Consider the following 15,501-nt stretch of genomic DNA (forward strand, 5'->3'; position numbering starts at 1 on the left):
CGGTCAGACGGCGCGCCGTCAACCGGCGGCTGATGCCGTCAGACCTTTGACGCCTGGCGGATCGCCGCCTCGATCGCCGTCTCCACGCTGTCGATCGGCGCCATGCCGTCGACGGTGTGCAGCATCCCTCTTGCGCGATAGTACGGCGACAGTGCCGCCGTCATCGCGCGAAACTCCTGCAGACGCCTCCGGAACACGTCCGGATTGTCGTCCTTGCGCACCGGCTTGCCGGCGGCCTTGGCTTCGTCGGCGCGCTTGACGATGCGCCCGACGAGGGCCTCCTCGTCCACCTGGAACTCGATGACGGCGTCGAGCTGCATGCGCTTGTCGTCGAGCATGCGGTCGAGCGCCTCGGCCTGCGCGATCGTGCGCGGGAAGCCGTCGAGAACGAAACCGTTGTGGGCGTCCGGCTCTTCGATGCGGTCGGCGACGATGCCGACGACGATCTCGTCGGAGACGAGCTGGCCGGCGTCCATCACCGCCTTCGCCTTCAGTCCGATCTCGGTCCCGGCGTCGACGGCGGCGCGCAGCATGTCTCCCGTCGAGAGCTGCACGATCCCGTGCTTGCGCACCAAACGCTCGGCCTGCGTGCCTTTTCCCGCACCCGGCGGACCGAGCAGAATGAGCCTCATCGCCGCTTACCCCCCAGCTTGGCCTTCTTCACGAGGCCCTCGTACTGATGCGCGAGCAGGTGACCCTGGACCTGCGCCACCGTGTCCATCGTCACCGAGACGACGATCAGCAGCGAGGTGCCGCCGAAGTAGAACGGCACGCCGGTCCACGAGATCAGCACTTCCGGCAGCAGGCAGACGATCACGAGGTAGACGGCGCCGGCGACGGTGATGCGGGTCAGCACGTAGTCGATATATTCCGCCGTCCGCTCACCCGGCCGGATGCCGGGGATGAAGCCGCCGTGCTTCTTGAGATTGTCGGCGGTGTCGGTCGGATTGAAGACGATCGCCGTATAGAAGAAGGCGAAGAACACGATCAGGGCGGCGTAGAGCCCCATGTAGAGCGGCTGACCGTGACCGAGAATGGTCGTCATCGTCGTCAGCCACTCCGGCCCGCCGCCGGTCGCCGAGAAGCTCGACAGCGTCGCCGGGATGAGGAGAAGCGACGAGGCGAAGATCGGCGGGATGACGCCCGAGGTGTTGAGCTTCAGCGGCAGGTGCGAGGATTCGCCCTGGAAGACGCGGTTTCCGACCTGTCGCTTCGGGTACTGGATCAGAAGCCGCCGCTGCGCCCGCTCGACGAAGACGATGAAGGCGATCACCACCACCGAGAGGATGATGATGCCGAGGATCAGGATCGTCGACAGCGCGCCCTGGCGTCCGAGTTCGAGCGTGCCGGCCACCGCCATCGGCAGCTCGGCGACGATACCGGCGAAGATGATCAGCGAGATGCCGTTGCCGATGCCGCGAGCGGTGATCTGTTCGCCCAGCCACATCAGGAACATCGTGCCGCCGACCAGCGTGATGACGGTCACGAAGCGGAAGAACGCGCTCGGATCGTTGACGACGCCCGTCGCCGACTCGAGGCCGATGGAGATGCCATAGGCCTGGAACAGCGCCAGCACGACCGTCAGGTAGCGCGTGTACTGGTTGATCGTCTTGCGGCCCTGCTCGCCTTCCTTCTTCAGCTGCTCGAGCGAAGGAACGACGGAAGTGAGGAGCTGCACGATGATCGAGGCGGAGATGTACGGCATGATGCCGAGGGCGAAGATCGCCATCCGCCCGACGGCGCCGCCGGCAAACATGTTGAACAGCCCGAGCAGACCGGACTGAACGCTGCCGAACGCCTGGGCGAGCGCCTCGGGGTTGATGCCCGGCAGCGGGATGTAGGTGCCGAGCCGGTAGACGAGAAGCGCGCCGAGCGTGAACCAGATGCGCTTCTTCAGGTCCGTCGCCTTGGCGAAGGCGCCGAAGTTGAGGTTCGCTGCGAGTTGTTCCGCCGCCGATGCCATCGTTCACTCCGGTCCCGTCCGCCGTGCTCCCCGCTATATGGGGAGCCTGCGTCGGTTACGCCGCCTCGACCGCGGCGCCCTTGACGGTCACCGAGCCACCGGCCTTCTCCACAGCGGCGATCGCCGCACGGGAGGCACCCTCGACCTCGAACGTCGCCTTCACCGTCAGCTCGCCGTCGGCGAGAAGACGGACGCCGTCGCGCAGCCGCTTCAGGACACCGGCCGCCTTCAGGGCAGCCGCGTCGATCGGAGCGGCGGCGTCGAGCTTGCCGGCGTCGATCGCCTGCTGCACACGCGCCAGGCTGACGATGTTGAAGTCCTTGCGGAAGATATTGGTGAAGCCGCGCTTCGGAAGGCGACGATGCAGCGGCATCTGGCCGCCCTCGAAGCCCTTGATCGACACGCCGGTGCGCGACTTCTGGCCCTTCACGCCGCGGCCCGCGGTCTTGCCCTTGCCGGACCCGATGCCGCGGCCGACGCGCATGCGATCCTTGACCGCGCCGGGATTGTCCCGGATCTCGTTGAGTTTCATCACATGCTCCAGTCGGTCAGGCTTCGCCAGGTCAAGCTTCGTCGACCACACGGACGAGGTGGGCGACCTTGGCGATCATGCCGCGCACCTGCGGCGTGTCTTCCAGCGTACGACGCCGATGGCGCTTGTTGAGGCCGAGCCCGATCAGCGTCGCGCGCTGGTCGGAGGGCCGACGGATCGGGCTGCCGGTCTGCTCGACCGTGATCGTCTTGTCGGTCATCGTCTCTTCCTCGATCCCTCGGCCGAAGCTCACGCCTCGGCAGCGGCGTCGGCGTCGACGTCGCGGCGGCGCGCCTGCAGGGCCGACACCTTGATGCCGCGACGGGCCGCGACGGTGCGCGGGCTGTCTTCCTGCTTCAGTGCGTCGAACGTCGCCCGCACCATGTTGTAGGGGTTGGACGAGCCGAACGACTTGGCGACGACGTCCTGGACGCCGAGCGTCTCGAAGACGGCGCGCATCGGGCCGCCGGCGATGATGCCGGTACCCGCCGGGGCCGCCCGCACGATGACGCGGCCGGCGCCGTGGCGGCCGTGCACATCGTGGTGCAGCGTCCGGCCCTCGCGCAGCGGCACGCGGACCAGGCTGCGCTTGGCCGCCTCGGTCGCCTTGCGGATCGCCTCGGGAACCTCACGGGCCTTGCCGTGGCCGAAGCCGACGCGGCCCTTCTGGTCGCCGACGACGACGAGCGCGGCGAAGCCGAACCGGCGTCCGCCCTTAACGACCTTCGCCACGCGGTTGATGTGGACGAGCTTGTCCACGAACTCGCTGTCGCGCTCTTCCCGCTCGCGCACGTTCTTCACGTCTTGTCTCCTCGCTCCGTCGCCCGCCGCGCCGGCTTACGCCCGCGCCGGACCGCCGCCGGATGTTCGATCAGAAATCGAGACCCGCCTCGCGGGCCGCATCGGCGAGCGCCTTGACGCGCCCGTGGTAGATGTACGGGCCGCGGTCGAAAACCACCTGCGACACGCCGGCGGCCTTCGCGCGTTCCGCGATCAGCTTGCCGATCGCTGCAGCGGCGCCGGTGTCGGCACCGGTCTTCAGCTCCTCGCGCATCGACTTCTCGAGGCTCGAGGCGGCTGCGATCGTGCGACCGGCCGCATCGTCGATCAGCTGCGCGTAGATGTGCTTCGAGGACCGATGCACGCTGAGGCGAGGCCGGCTTCCGGCAACCGCCTTCAGAGACCGCCGGACGCGAGCGCGGCGGCGTTCCATCGTGGAGAGCTTGTTGGCCATCGCACCCACCGTCACTTCTTCTTGCCTTCTTTGCGGACGATGAACTCGCCCGCATAGCGAACGCCCTTGCCCTTGTAGGGCTCCGGCGGGCGGAACTCGCGGATCTCGGCCGCCACCTGACCGACCTTCTGCCGGTCGATGCCGGACACGAGGATCTCGGTCGGCTTCGGGCAGACGATGTTGATCCCCTCGGGGATCGGATACAGCACGTCGTGGCTGAAGCCGAGCGCCAGGTTCAGGGCCTTGCCCTGCACCGCCGCCTTGTATCCGACGCCGGTGATCTCGAGCTTGCGCTCGAAACCCTTGGAGACGCCGGTCGCGAGGTTCGCGACCATCGTCCGCGACATGCCCCACATCGAGCGAGCCTGCTTGCTCTCGTCGCGCGGCGAAACTGCGACGCCGTCCGCCGAATTCTCGACAGCGACGAGATCGTGGGCGACGAAGGAAAGCTCACCCTTCGGGCCCTTCATCGACACCTTCTGGCCGTCGACGGTCGCGGTGACCCCACCGGGGACCGCGACGGGCTTCTTGCCGATCCGCGACATCTCTCAAACCCTACCGTTCGCTGGGAGCCGATCCGTCCGCCGCGTCAGAAGACGCGGCAGAGGATCTCCCCGCCGACATTGTTTTCACGCGCCTCGTGGTCGCTCATCACGCCCTTCGGCGTCGACAGGATCGACACACCGAGACCGTTGGCGACGCGCGGAAGCGCCTTCACCGAAGCGTAGACGCGCCGGCCGGGCTTCGACACCCGCTCGATCTCGCGGATCACCGGCTCGCCGTCGAAGTACTTCAGCTCGATCTCGAATTCCGGCTGCACGCCGGTCACCTCGACCGTGGTGTAGCCGCGGATGTAGCCTTCAGACTGCAGCACGTCCAGGACGTGCTGGCGCAGCGAGGAGGCCGGCGTCGAAACCTTGGTCTTGCGCCGCATCTGCGCATTGCGGATGCGGGTCAACATATCGCCGAGCGGATCGGTCAATGCCATCGCGCAGCCCTCCTCACCAGCTCGACTTCACAAGACCGGGGATCGCCCCGGCGCTGCCGAGCTCGCGAAGTGCGATGCGCGACATTCTCAGCTTCCGGTAGACGCCACGCGGGCGGCCGGTCACTTCACAGCGGTTGCGCACGCGGGTCGGCGCGGAGTTACGCGGCATCTCGGCGAGCTTGAGCCGCGCCTGGAACCGTTCCTCCATCGACAGCGACTGGTCCTTCGCCGCCGCCTTCAGACGGGCGCGCTTCGGGGCGAACTGCTTGGCCAGCTTCGCGCGCCGATTGTTCTTCTCGATCGAGCTCTTCTTCGCCATCTTACGTCTCTCCGCGGCCGGCCGGGCCGGTCACTGCCGGAACGGGAAGTTGAACGCCTTGAGGAGCGCTCGCGCCTCGTCGTCCGACTTCGCCGTCGTGCAGACGATCACGTCCATGCCCCAGATCTGATCAACCTTGTCGTAGTTGATCTCTGGGAAAATGATGTGCTCCTTGATGCCCATGGCGAAGTTGCCACGGCCATCGAAGCTCTTGGGGTTGAGGCCCCGGAAGTCCCGCACGCGGGGCAGCGCGATCGTCACCAGGCGGTCGACGAAGTCGTACATGCGCGTCTTGCGCAGCGTGACCTTCGCGCCGATCGGCATGTTCTCGCGCAGCTTGAAGGTCGAGATCGCCAGCCGGGCCCGCGTGATCACCGGCTTCTGGCCGGCGATCATGGCGAGGTCGGCCGCCGCGACGGTCGCCTTCTTGGAGTCACCGGTCGACTCGCCGACGCCCATGTTGAGCACGACCTTGTCGATCCGAGGGACTTCCATCGGATTCTTGTACCCGAACTCCTTGACGAGCTGCGGGCGCACCACCTCGTCGTAGTGCTTCTGGAGCCGGGGCTCGTATGCCGCCTCAGCCATCGATCTGGTCTCCCGAACGCTTGGCGACGCGCACCTTGCGGCCGTCCTCGAGGACCTTGAAGCCGACGCGAGTCGGCTTGCCGTCCTTGGGGTCGGCGAGCGCCAGGTTGGAAAGGTGGATCGCCGCCTCTTTGGAGACGATGCCGCCTTCGTCGCGCGCGGTCTGCTTCTGATGCTTGCGGACGAGGTTGACGCCGCGCACCAGGGCGCGGTTCTCGGTCGGCCGGACTTCGATCACCTCGCCCGAGCGGCCCTTGTCGCGGCCGGTCGTGACGATGACGCGATCGCCCTTCTTGATCTTCGCGGCCATCACAGCACCTCGGGCGCGAGCGAAATGATCTTCATGTGGTTCTTGGCGCGGAGCTCGCGCGGCACCGGCCCGAAGATGCGGGTGCCGATCGGCTCCTTCTGGTTGTTGATCAGCACCGCCGCATTGCGGTCGAAGCGGATCACGCTGCCGTCGACGCGACGGATGTCCTTGGCGGTCCGGACGACCACCGCCTTCATCACGTCACCCTTCTTCACGCGGCCGCGCGGCGCCGCCTCCTTGATCGACACGACGATGACGTCGCCGACCGAGGCATACTTGCGCTTCGAACCGCCGAGCACCTTGATGCACATGACGCGACGGGCACCGGAGTTATCCGCCACGTCGAGGTTCGACTGCATCTGAATCATGGCCGCCTCGTCTTTCTCGTCTTACGCGCCGTCGCTACGGCTCAGCTCGCCGCCGCTTCGCCAGCCGGCGTCAACGCGCCGACGACGATCCAACGCTTCGTCTTGGAGATCGGCTTGCTCTCTTCGATGAGCACGGTGTCGCCGATCTTGTATGTGTTCGCATCGTCGTGCGCCTGGTACTTTTTCGACCGGCGCACGGTCTTCTTCAGCAGCGGGTGGGTAAAGCGCCGCTCGACCTTCACGACAACAGTCTTGTCGGTCTTGTCGCTGACGACGATGCCCTGCAGGACACGCTTTGGCATCTCCGCCTCCTCAGGCGCTCTTGGGCGCGGTTTTGGCGCGCAACACGGTCTGTATGCGGGCGATGTCGCGGCGGACCTGCCGCACCCGCGCGGTGTTCTCGAGCTGGCCGGTGGCCTTCTGGAAGCGCAGGTTGAACTGCTCCTTCTTGAGCCGCCCGAGGTCCTCGGTCAGCTCGTCGGGCGTCTTCGCGCGCACGTCGCTCGCCTTCATCTCCGTCACTCCGCTGCGCCGCCGCTCACTCGGCGATCCGCTGAACGAACCGCGTCTTGACCGACAGCTTGGCCGCGGCCAGCCGGAACGCCTCGCGGGCGATCTCCTCGCTGACGCCGTCGACCTCGAACATGATCCGGCCCGGCTTCACCCGCGCCGCCCAATACTCCGGGGCACCCTTGCCCTTGCCCATGCGCACTTCGGTCGGCTTCTTCGACACCGGCACGTCCGGGAACACTCGGATCCACACCCGACCCTGGCGCTTCATCTGGCGCGTGATCGCGCGGCGGGCCGCCTCGATCTGGCGGGCCGTGACGCGGTCGGGCTCCAGGGCCTTCAGGCCGAAGGCGCCGAAGTTGAGGTCGGTACCGCCCTTGGCGACGCCATGGATGCGGCCCTTGAACTGCTTTCGGAACTTGGTGCGCTTCGGTTGCAGCATGGCTCTTCTCTAATCTGTCTGGTCTGCGCTCCGGGCCGGGGCCCAGAGCTCAGCCGTGATCCTGGCGGCGACGATCGCGGTGGTCGCGATCACGATCGCGGTCACGCTCGCGGCCACCGTGGCCGTGCGAACCGGCCTCGTTGCCCTCGCTCGCCCGCCGCTCGGACGCCATCGGATCGTGCTCGAGGATCTCGCCCTTGAAGATCCACACCTTGACGCCGCAGGTGCCGTAGGCGGTCTTCGCCGTGGCAACCCCGTAGTCGACGTCGGCACGCAGCGTGTGCAGCGGAACGCGGCCCTCGCGGTACCACTCCATGCGGGCGATCTCGGCGCCGCCGAGACGACCGGAGCAGTTGATGCGGATACCCTCCGCACCGAGCCGCATGGCCGACTGCACGGCCCGCTTCATCGCCCGCCGGAACGCCACGCGGCGCTCGAGCTGCTGGGCGATCGAGGCGGCGACCAGCGTCGCGTCGATCTCGGGCTTGCGCACCTCGACGATGTTGAGGTGGACCTCGGAGTCCGTCATCGCGGCAACCTTCTTGCGAAGCTTGTCGATGTCGGCGCCCTTCTTGCCGATCACCACGCCCGGACGGGCGGTGTGGATCGTCACGCGGCACTTCTTGTGCGGACGCTCGATGACGATCTTGGAGACCGCCGCCTGCTTCAGGTCGTCCATCAGCTTCTCGCGGATCTTCAGATCCTCGTGGAGCAGACGGCCGTACTCGCCGCGATCGGCGAACCAGCGCGAATCCCAGGTCCGGTTGATGCCGAGCCGCAGGCCGATCGGATTGACTTTCTGACCCATCAGGCGGCCTCCTCGACTTCGCGGACCACGATCGTGAGGTTCGCGAAAGGCTTCTCGATGCGGCTCGAGCGGCCACGGCCGCGCGCCGCGAAGCGCTTCATCACCAGCGCCTTGCCGACGAAGGCCTCGGCGACGACCAGGCTGTCGACGTCGAGGTCGTGGTTGTTCTCGGCGTTGGCGACGGCCGATTCCAGCGTCTTCTTGACGTCGCGGGCGATCCGCTTCTTCGAGAAGGTGAGGTCGGCAAGCGCCGCCGGCACCGTCTTCCCGCGGATCAGCTGGGCGACGAGATTGAGCTTCTGCGGCGACACCCGCAGCATCTTGGCGATCGCCTTCGCCTCGTTGTCCTTGAGGGCCCGTGCGGCCTTGGACTTGCCCATCGGTTACTTCCTCTTGGACTTCTTGTCGGCCGCGTGACCGTAGAAGGTCCGCGTCGGGGCGAACTCGCCAAACCGGTGACCGACCATGTCCTCGGACACCTGCACCGGAATGTGCTTCTGGCCGTTGTAGACGCCGAACGTCAGACCGACGAACTGCGGCAGGATGGTCGACCGGCGGCTCCAGATCTTGACGACCTCGGAGCGCGCGGACCCGCGCGCCTTCTCGGCCTTCTTGAGCATATAGCCGTCGACGAACGGACCTTTCCAGACGGAACGAGCCACGGTTCAGCCCTCACTTCTTCCTGGCGTGCCGGCTACGGACGATGAACTTGTCCGTCGACTTGTTGCGGCGCGTCTTCTTGCCCTTGGTGGGCTTGCCCCATGGCGTCACCGGATGGCGTCCACCCGAGGTCCGGCCTTCACCACCGCCGTGCGGATGGTCGACCGGGTTCATCGTGACGCCGCGGTTGTGCGGCTTGCGGCCGAGCCAGCGCGAACGGCCGGCCTTGCCGAGATTGATGTTGGCGTGGTCGGGGTTCGACACCGCGCCCACCGTGGCGAAGCAGGTGCCGAGCACCCGGCGCTGCTCGCCGGAGTTCAGGCGCAGGATCGCATAGCCCTGGTCGCGGCCGACGATCTGCGCGTAGGTGCCGGCCGAACGCGCGATCTGACCGCCCTTGCCGGGCTTCATCTCGACGTTGTGGACGATCGTGCCGACCGGCATCGCCGACAGCGGCATGGCGTTGCCCGGCTTCACGTCGGCCTGGGCACCAGCGATGACGCTGTCACCCACCGCCAGGCGCTGCGGCGCCAGGATGTAGGCGAGCTCGCCGTCCTCGTACTTCAGGAGGGCGATGAAGGCGGTCCGGTTCGGATCGTACTCGATTCGGTCGACCGTCGCCGTCATCTCGCGCTTGCGGCGCTTGAAGTCGACCAGACGGTAGGTCCGCTTGTGACCGCCGCCACGGAAGCGGACGGTGATGCGACCGGCGTTGTTGCGGCCGCCGGAGGCCGAGAGGCCCTCGGTCAGCGACTTGACCGGCTTGCCCTTGTAGAGCTCGGAGCGATCGACGAGGACCAGCTGTCGCTGGCCGGCCGTCGTCGGCTTGTAGGATTTCAGAGCCATGGTCTGCGCTCCACGCTCACAGGCCGGTCGTGACGTCGATCGTCTGGCCTTCGGCCAGCGTCACGACGGCGCGCTTGACGTCCGACTGGCGCCCGAGGGAGCCGCGGAAGCGCTTCAGTTTGCCCTTGCGGACGAGGGTGTTGACCGCCGTCACCTTGACGCCGAACAACGACTCGACGGCCGCCTTGATCTCCGGCTTCGAGGCCTTCGGCGCCACCTTGAAGACGACCTTGTTCTGCTCGCTGAGCACGGTCGACTTCTCGGTGATGATCGGGGCGACGATCACGTCGTAGTGCTTGAGGTTGGTCATTTGAACCGCTCCTCGAGGCGCTCGACGGCCTCGCGGGTGAGCACCAGGGTGTCACGCCGCAGGATGTCGTAGACGTTGATGCCCTGGACCGGCAGCACGTCGAGATTGGGGATGTTGCGGGCGGCGAGCTGGAAGTTCACGTCCACCTCGTTGCCGGCGATGATCAGCACCCGGTCGAGACCCATCGCGGCGAGCCGCTCGCGCAGCGCCTTGGTCTTCGGCTCGGTCGCGGTCGCCTCGTCGACGACGATCAGCGTGGAGGCCTTCGCCTTGGCCGAAAGCGCATGCTTCAGGCCGAGGGCGCGCACCTTCTTCGGCAGATCGTGGGCATGGCTGCGCACGACCGGGCCGAAGGCCTTGCCGCCACCGCGGAACTGCGGCGCCGACTGATCACCGTGACGGGCGCGACCGGTGCCCTTCTGCTTGTACATCTTGCGGCCGGTGCGGTTCACCTCGGACCGAATCTTCGCCTTGTGGGTGCCCGCCTGCCGCTTCGACAGCTGCCAGCGCACGATGCGCTGCAGGATGTCGGCGCGCGGCTCCAGCCCGAAGATCTCGTCGGAGACCGTGATCGAGCCCGCCGAGGCGCCGTCCAGCGTCTTGACCTCGAGTTCCATCACTCGCTCTCCTTCTCCGCCGGAGCGGCCGGGGCTTCGGCAGCATCCGGCGCAGCACCGGTCTCGCCGGCCAGGCGGAACTTGCCCGGCGACGGCACGTCCTTCGGAAGCGCCCGCTTCACCGCGTCGCGCACCAGGATCCGCCCACCCTTGGCGCCGGGAACGGCACCCTCGATGAGGATCAGGCCGCGCTCGGCGTCGGTACGGACGACCTTGAGGTTCTGCGTCGTGACGCGAACCTGGCCCATGTGGCCGGCCATCTTCTTGCCCTTGAACACCTTGCCGGGGTCCTGGCGCTGGCCGGTCGAGCCGTGGGCGCGGTGGGTCACCGAGTTGCCGTGGCTGGCGCGACCGCCACCGAAGTTGTGGCGCTTCATGACGCCGGCGAAGCCCTTGCCGATCGAGGTGCCGGTCACGTCGACGAACTGGCCGTCGACGAAGTGATCGGCCGTCAGCTCGGCGCCGACCGCGATGACGTTCTCCGGGCTCACCCGGAACTCGACGATCTCGCGCTTCGGCTCGACGCTCGCCACTGCGAAGTGACCGCGCATCGCCTTGGCGACGTTCTTCGTCTTCGCCCGCCCGGAACCGAGCTGCAGCGCCACATAGCCGTCCTTCTCCGCCGTCCGGTGGGCGACCACCTGGCAGTTCTCGACGCGCAGAACCGTCACCGGCACATGTTCCCCCGCCTCATTGTAGACGCGGGTCATGCCGACCTTCTGGGCGATCATTCCTGAACGCATGGGTCAGGCCTCTCCAAACCGTGCCGCACTACTCAGAGCTTGATTTCGACGTCGACACCGGCCGCAAGGTCGAGCTTCATCAAAGCGTCGACGGTCTGCGGCGTGGGGTCGATGATGTCGAGCAGGCGCTTGTGCGTGCGAATCTCGAACTGTTCCCGGCTCTTCTTGTCGATGTGCGGCGAGCGGTTGACCGTGAACTTCTCGATGCGGGTCGGCAGCGGGACCGGGCCGCGCACCTGCGCACCCGTCCGTTTTGCCGTGTTCACGATCTCGCGCGTCGAAGCGTCGAGCACGCGATGGTCGAACGCCTTGAGGCGGATCCGGATATTCTGGCCGTTCATGGATGCGCCCTCGGTTCAGCGCTCGTCTTGATCGGGACCGGTGCACGGCGTCGGGCGTATCGCCCGTCGCCGTGCTCCTGCGTCGCGGGTCTTGTTACTCGATGATCTGGGCGACGACGCCCGCGCCTACCGTCCGGCCGCCCTCTCGGATGGCGAAGCGAAGCTTCTCCTCCATCGCGATCGGAACGATCAGCGTCACCGTCAACTCGACGTTGTCGCCCGGCATCACCATCTCGGTGCCTTCCGGCAGCGTGCACACACCCGTCACGTCCGTCGTGCGGAAGTAGAACTGCGGCCGGTAGTTCGTGAAGAACGGCGTGTGGCGACCGCCCTCCTCCTTCGTCAGGATGTAGGCTTCCGCCTTGAACTTCGTGTGCGGGTTCACCGAGCCCGGCTTGCAGAGAACCTGCCCGCGCTCGACGTCCTCGCGCTTCGTGCCGCGCAGGAGCGCGCCGATGTTGTCGCCCGCCTGGCCCTGGTCGAGCAGCTTGCGGAACATCTCGACGCCCGTGACGATCGTCTTCTGGGTGGCGCGGATGCCGATGATCTCGACCTCCTCGCCCACCTTGACGATGCCGCGCTCGACGCGGCCCGTCACCACCGTGCCGCGACCCGAGATCGAGAACACGTCCTCGATCGGCATCAGGAACGGCTGGTCGATCGGACGCTCCGGCTGCGGGATGTAGGCGTCGACCTGCGTCATCAGCTCGAGGATCGCATCCTCGCCGAGCACCGGGTCGCCGTCGTTCAGCGCAACCACCGCCGAGCCCTTGACGATCGGGATGTCGTCGCCCGGGAAGTCGTAGGAGGACAGCAGCTCGCGCACCTCGAGCTCGACGAGCTCGAGCAGCTCGGGATCGTCGACGAGGTCGCACTTGTTGAGGAACACGACGATCGCCGGCACGCCGACCTGGCGGGCGAGCAGGATGTGCTCGCGCGTCTGCGGCATCGGGCCGTCGGCGGCCGACACCACCAGGATCGCGCCGTCCATCTGCGCCGCGCCCGTGATCATGTTCTTCACATAATCGGCGTGGCCCGGGCAGTCGACGTGGGCGTAGTGGCGGTTCTTCGTCTCGTACTCGACGTGCGCCGTCGAGATCGTGATGCCGCGCGCCTTCTCCTCCGGCGCCGCGTCGATCTGGTCGTACGCCTTGAACGTCGCGCCGCCCGTCTTCGCCAGCACCTTCGTGATCGCCGCCGTCAGCGACGTCTTGCCGTGATCGACATGGCCGATCGTCCCGATGTTGCAGTGCGGCTTCGTCCGCGCAAACTTCTCTTTCGCCATCGGCGTAACTCCGTCGGTCTCAAGGTGTTGACAGTGTCGACTGGCTCGTCGGCGTGTCTCAGGCGAACTTCGCCTGGACTTCCTGAGCAACCGCCTGCGGCACCTGCTCGTAGTGGTCGAACTGCATCGAGTAGCTGGCACGTCCCTGGCTCATCGAGCGCAGCGTGTTGACGTAGCCGAACATGTTGGCGAGCGGCACCATCGCGGTGACGATCTGGGCGTTGCCGCGCGTATCGGTGCCGGAGATCTGGCCACGCCGCGAGTTCAGGTCGCCGATCACCGAGCCGAGATAGTCCTCGGGCGAGGTGACCTCGACCTTCATGATCGGCTCGAGCAGCACCGGGCCGGCCTTCTGCAGGCCTTCACGGAAGCCGGCGCGAGACGCGATCTCGAAGGCAAGCGCCGACGAGTCCACTTCGTGGTAGGCGCCGTCCGTCAGGTCGACCTTGACGTCGACGACCGGGAAGCCGGCGACGACGCCCGAGGTCAGCACCGAGTTGAGGCCCTTCTCGACGCCGGGGATGTACTCCTTCGGCACCGAGCCGCCGATGACCTTCGAGTCGAACTCGAAGCCCTTGCCGACTTCGTTCGGGGCGATCGTGAACTTCACCCGGGCGAACTGGCCGGTACCACCGGTCTGCTTCTTGTGGGTGTAGTCGATGTCGACCGAGCGGGTGATCGTCTCGCGGTAGGCGACCTGCGGGGCGCCGACGTTGACTTCGACCTTGTAGGTCCGCTTCAGGATGTCGACCTTGATGTCGAGATGAAGCTCGCCCATCCCCTTCAGGATGGTCTGGCCGCTCTCCTGGTCCGTCGAGACGCGGAAGGACGGATCCTCGGCCGCGAGCTTCGACAGCGCCACCGCCATCTTTTCCTGGTCGGCCTTCGCCTTCGGCTCGACCGCGATCTCGATGACGGGGTCCGGGAACTCCATCTTCTCGAGGATCACCGGGTGGGCCGGGTCGCACAGCGTGTCGCCGGTGCGGGTCTCCTTGAGGCCGGCCAGGGCGATGATGTCGCCGGCGTTGGCCTCCTTGATGTCCTCGCGAGAGTTCGCGTGCATCAGGAGCATGCGGCCGACGCGCTCGCGACGATCGCGCGGCGAGTTCAGCACGCCCGTACCGCTCTCCACCTTGCCGGAATAGATCCGGCAGAAGGTGAGCGAACCGACGAAGGGATCGTCCATGATCTTGAAGGCGAGCATGGCGAGCGGCTCGTTGTCGGTCGAGTGACGAACCGTCTCCTCGCCGGTCTTGCCGTCGATGCCCTTGATCGGCGGTACTTCGAGCGGGCTCGGCAGGTAGTCGACGACCGCGTCGAGCAGCGTCTGGACGCCCTTGTTCTTGAAGGCCGAGCCGCAGAGCACCGGATAGAAGGCGCCGGTGATGACGGCCTTGCGGATCAGGCGCTTCAGCGTCGCCTCGTCCGGCTCCTGGCCGTCGAAGAACGCCGTCATCGCCTCGTCGTCGAGCTCGACGGCCGCCTCGATCAGGGCAGCACGGTACTCGTTCGCCTTCTCGACGAGGTCGTCGGGGATCGCGACGGTGTCGTACTTCGCGCCCTTGTCCTCGTCATGCCAGACGTAGGCCTGCATCTTCACGAGGTCGACGCAGCCCTTGAAGTCGGACTCGGCGCCGATCGGCAGCTGGATCGCCACCGGCTTGGCACCGAGGCGGACCTTGATGTCATTGAGGCAGTTGTAGAAATCGGCGCCGGTCTTGTCCATCTTGTTACAGAAGACGATCCGCGGAACCTTGTACTTGTCACCCTGGCGCCAGACCGTCTCGGTCTGGGGCTCGACGCCCTGGTTGGAGTCCAGCACGCACACGGCGCCGTCGAGGACGCGCAGCGAACGCTCGACCTCGATCGTGAAATCGACGTGGCCGGGGGTGTCGATGATGTTCAGGCGCTTGCCGTTCCACTGCGTGGTGGTCGCGGCAGACGTGATCGTGATGCCCCGCTCCTGCTCCTGCTCCATCCAGTCCATCGTCGCGGCGCCGTCATGGACTTCGCCGATCTTATGGGACTTGCCGGAGTAGTAGAGGATGCGCTCGGTCGTCGTCGTCTTCCCGGCATCAATGTGGGCCATGATGCCGAAGTTACGATAGTCTTCGAGGTTGTGCGTGCGGGGCATTGTACGGTCCTCGACCTCGGCTCGCGCTCAGTTCACCAGCGATAGTGCGAGAACGCGCGGTTGGCCTCGGCCATCCGGTGTGTGTCCTCGCGCTTTTTCACGGCGGTACCGCGGTTGTTGAACGCATCGAGCAGCTCGCCGGAGAGGCGCTCGACCATGGTCTTCTCGTTGCGGGCACGGGCGGCAGTGATCAGCCACCGGATCGCCAGAGCCTGGCGACGCTCGGTGCGCACTTCGACCGGCACCTGGTAGGTGGCGCCACCGACGCGGCGGGAACGCACCTCGATCTGCGGCATCACACGGTCGAGAGCCGTGTGGAACACCTCGAGCGGATCCTGGCGCGACCGCGTCCGGATCGTATCGAAGGCACCGTAGACGATCGTTTCGGCGGCGGACTTCTTGCCGTCGCGCATGATGCTGTTCATGAACTTGGAGACGATCTGATCACCGAACTTCGGGTCCGGCAGGATCTCACGCTTCTCGGCGCTGTGACGACGCGACAT

The 15,501-nt window shown here is 66.6% G+C and carries 26 protein-coding genes; all 26 read right to left on the reverse strand.

Translation table 11 applies throughout. The features are described from left to right. Nucleotides 1-38: 38 nt before the first annotated feature. The 26 genes from RUR49_RS21820 to rpsG all read right to left on the reverse strand — a co-directional run bounded on the left by RUR49_RS21820 (nt 39) and on the right by rpsG (nt 15,501). Nucleotides 39-632: an adenylate kinase gene (locus tag RUR49_RS21820; protein ID WP_409148555.1), complete on the reverse strand. Its 594-nt coding sequence runs from the start codon at nt 630-632 to the stop codon at nt 39-41. Beyond that, entirely contained in the window at nt 629-1,963 is a 1,335-nt protein-coding gene (gene secY, locus RUR49_RS21825) for a preprotein translocase subunit SecY (protein ID WP_409148556.1), read from the reverse strand. The genes RUR49_RS21820 and secY overlap by 4 nt, the downstream gene beginning before the upstream one ends. Nucleotides 1,964-2,018: 55 nt before the next feature. Then, nucleotides 2,019-2,495, reverse strand: a complete 477-nt coding sequence (gene rplO / locus RUR49_RS21830; RefSeq protein WP_409148557.1) for a 50S ribosomal protein L15 — start codon at nt 2,493-2,495, stop codon at nt 2,019-2,021. Between the two features lie 31 nt (nt 2,496-2,526). Beyond that, the gene (gene rpmD, locus RUR49_RS21835; RefSeq protein ID WP_409148558.1) at nt 2,527-2,715 is read right to left on the reverse strand and encodes a 50S ribosomal protein L30; all 189 of its coding nucleotides are present in this window, start codon (nt 2,713-2,715) and stop codon (nt 2,527-2,529) included. A 29-nt stretch (nt 2,716-2,744) separates the two neighbouring features. After that, nucleotides 2,745-3,296 (reverse strand): 30S ribosomal protein S5, encoded by a 552-nt coding sequence (gene rpsE / locus RUR49_RS21840; protein WP_409148559.1) that lies wholly within the window; start codon nt 3,294-3,296, stop codon nt 2,745-2,747. Nucleotides 3,297-3,366: 70 nt separating this feature from the next. Continuing rightward, nucleotides 3,367-3,729: a 50S ribosomal protein L18 gene (rplR, locus tag RUR49_RS21845; RefSeq protein WP_409148753.1), complete on the reverse strand. Its 363-nt coding sequence runs from the start codon at nt 3,727-3,729 to the stop codon at nt 3,367-3,369. A gap of 11 nt (nt 3,730-3,740) precedes the next feature. After that, nucleotides 3,741-4,274 carry a 50S ribosomal protein L6 gene (rplF, locus tag RUR49_RS21850; protein WP_409148560.1) on the reverse strand — a complete coding sequence of 178 codons (534 nt, stop codon included), beginning with the start codon at nt 4,272-4,274 and terminating at the stop codon, nt 3,741-3,743. 44 nt (nt 4,275-4,318) lie between these two features. After that, entirely contained in the window at nt 4,319-4,717 is a 399-nt protein-coding gene (rpsH, locus tag RUR49_RS21855) for a 30S ribosomal protein S8 (protein ID WP_409148561.1), read from the reverse strand. A gap of 13 nt (nt 4,718-4,730) precedes the next feature. Next, on the reverse strand, nt 4,731-5,036 hold the full coding sequence (gene rpsN, locus RUR49_RS21860) for a 30S ribosomal protein S14 (RefSeq protein WP_409148562.1): 306 nt from the start codon (nt 5,034-5,036) through the stop codon (nt 4,731-4,733). Between the two features lie 30 nt (nt 5,037-5,066). Further along, a complete protein-coding gene (rplE, locus tag RUR49_RS21865; protein ID WP_409148563.1) occupies nt 5,067-5,624 on the reverse strand; it encodes a 50S ribosomal protein L5 in 558 nt (185 codons plus the stop codon). Then, nucleotides 5,617-5,934: a 50S ribosomal protein L24 gene (gene rplX, locus RUR49_RS21870; RefSeq protein ID WP_409148564.1), complete on the reverse strand. Its 318-nt coding sequence runs from the start codon at nt 5,932-5,934 to the stop codon at nt 5,617-5,619. Before rplX ends, rplE begins: the two co-directional genes overlap by 8 nt. Further along, the gene (gene rplN, locus RUR49_RS21875) at nt 5,934-6,302 is read right to left on the reverse strand and encodes a 50S ribosomal protein L14 (RefSeq protein WP_409148565.1); all 369 of its coding nucleotides are present in this window, start codon (nt 6,300-6,302) and stop codon (nt 5,934-5,936) included. The genes rplX and rplN overlap by 1 nt, the downstream gene beginning before the upstream one ends. Before the next feature lie 41 nt (nt 6,303-6,343). Further along, nucleotides 6,344-6,604 (reverse strand): 30S ribosomal protein S17, encoded by a 261-nt coding sequence (gene rpsQ, locus RUR49_RS21880; protein WP_409148566.1) that lies wholly within the window; start codon nt 6,602-6,604, stop codon nt 6,344-6,346. Nucleotides 6,605-6,614: 10 nt separating this feature from the next. After that, nucleotides 6,615-6,815, reverse strand: coding sequence for a 50S ribosomal protein L29 (rpmC, locus tag RUR49_RS21885; RefSeq protein ID WP_409148567.1), 201 nt, complete (start codon nt 6,813-6,815; stop codon nt 6,615-6,617). Between the two features lie 25 nt (nt 6,816-6,840). Then, nucleotides 6,841-7,254 (reverse strand): 50S ribosomal protein L16, encoded by a 414-nt coding sequence (rplP, locus tag RUR49_RS21890; protein WP_409148568.1) that lies wholly within the window; start codon nt 7,252-7,254, stop codon nt 6,841-6,843. 49 nt (nt 7,255-7,303) lie between these two features. Then, nucleotides 7,304-8,062 carry a 30S ribosomal protein S3 gene (gene rpsC, locus RUR49_RS21895; protein WP_409148569.1) on the reverse strand — a complete coding sequence of 253 codons (759 nt, stop codon included), beginning with the start codon at nt 8,060-8,062 and terminating at the stop codon, nt 7,304-7,306. Further along, on the reverse strand, nt 8,062-8,442 hold the full coding sequence (gene rplV / locus RUR49_RS21900; protein WP_409148570.1) for a 50S ribosomal protein L22: 381 nt from the start codon (nt 8,440-8,442) through the stop codon (nt 8,062-8,064). Before rplV ends, rpsC begins: the two co-directional genes overlap by 1 nt. A 3-nt stretch (nt 8,443-8,445) precedes the next feature. Continuing rightward, nucleotides 8,446-8,724: a 30S ribosomal protein S19 gene (rpsS, locus tag RUR49_RS21905; RefSeq protein ID WP_409148571.1), complete on the reverse strand. Its 279-nt coding sequence runs from the start codon at nt 8,722-8,724 to the stop codon at nt 8,446-8,448. Nucleotides 8,725-8,734: 10 nt separating this feature from the next. After that, complete coding sequence (gene rplB / locus RUR49_RS21910; protein ID WP_409148572.1) at nt 8,735-9,568, reverse strand: 50S ribosomal protein L2; 834 nt, start codon at nt 9,566-9,568, stop codon at nt 8,735-8,737. A gap of 16 nt (nt 9,569-9,584) precedes the next feature. After that, nucleotides 9,585-9,878: a 50S ribosomal protein L23 gene (locus tag RUR49_RS21915; RefSeq protein ID WP_409148573.1), complete on the reverse strand. Its 294-nt coding sequence runs from the start codon at nt 9,876-9,878 to the stop codon at nt 9,585-9,587. Beyond that, the gene (rplD, locus tag RUR49_RS21920) at nt 9,875-10,495 is read right to left on the reverse strand and encodes a 50S ribosomal protein L4 (RefSeq protein WP_409148574.1); all 621 of its coding nucleotides are present in this window, start codon (nt 10,493-10,495) and stop codon (nt 9,875-9,877) included. Before rplD ends, RUR49_RS21915 begins: the two co-directional genes overlap by 4 nt. Continuing rightward, nucleotides 10,495-11,238 carry a 50S ribosomal protein L3 gene (gene rplC / locus RUR49_RS21925; RefSeq protein WP_409148575.1) on the reverse strand — a complete coding sequence of 248 codons (744 nt, stop codon included), beginning with the start codon at nt 11,236-11,238 and terminating at the stop codon, nt 10,495-10,497. The genes rplD and rplC overlap by 1 nt, the downstream gene beginning before the upstream one ends. Before the next feature lie 32 nt (nt 11,239-11,270). Next, nucleotides 11,271-11,579 carry a 30S ribosomal protein S10 gene (gene rpsJ, locus RUR49_RS21930; protein ID WP_153482939.1) on the reverse strand — a complete coding sequence of 103 codons (309 nt, stop codon included), beginning with the start codon at nt 11,577-11,579 and terminating at the stop codon, nt 11,271-11,273. Nucleotides 11,580-11,673: 94 nt separating this feature from the next. Continuing rightward, entirely contained in the window at nt 11,674-12,864 is a 1,191-nt protein-coding gene (tuf, locus tag RUR49_RS21935; protein WP_409148576.1) for an elongation factor Tu, read from the reverse strand. 58 nt (nt 12,865-12,922) lie between these two features. Continuing rightward, the gene (gene fusA, locus RUR49_RS21940) at nt 12,923-14,998 is read right to left on the reverse strand and encodes an elongation factor G (protein WP_409148577.1); all 2,076 of its coding nucleotides are present in this window, start codon (nt 14,996-14,998) and stop codon (nt 12,923-12,925) included. Nucleotides 14,999-15,030: 32 nt separating this feature from the next. Beyond that, nucleotides 15,031-15,501: a 30S ribosomal protein S7 gene (rpsG, locus tag RUR49_RS21945; protein ID WP_409148578.1), complete on the reverse strand. Its 471-nt coding sequence runs from the start codon at nt 15,499-15,501 to the stop codon at nt 15,031-15,033.

Origin of the sequence: Pseudoxanthobacter sp. M-2, from assembly GCF_046156265.1 — a bacterium.
In the GTDB taxonomy this organism is placed as follows: Bacteria; Pseudomonadota; Alphaproteobacteria; order Rhizobiales; family Segnochrobactraceae; genus CAMDHY01.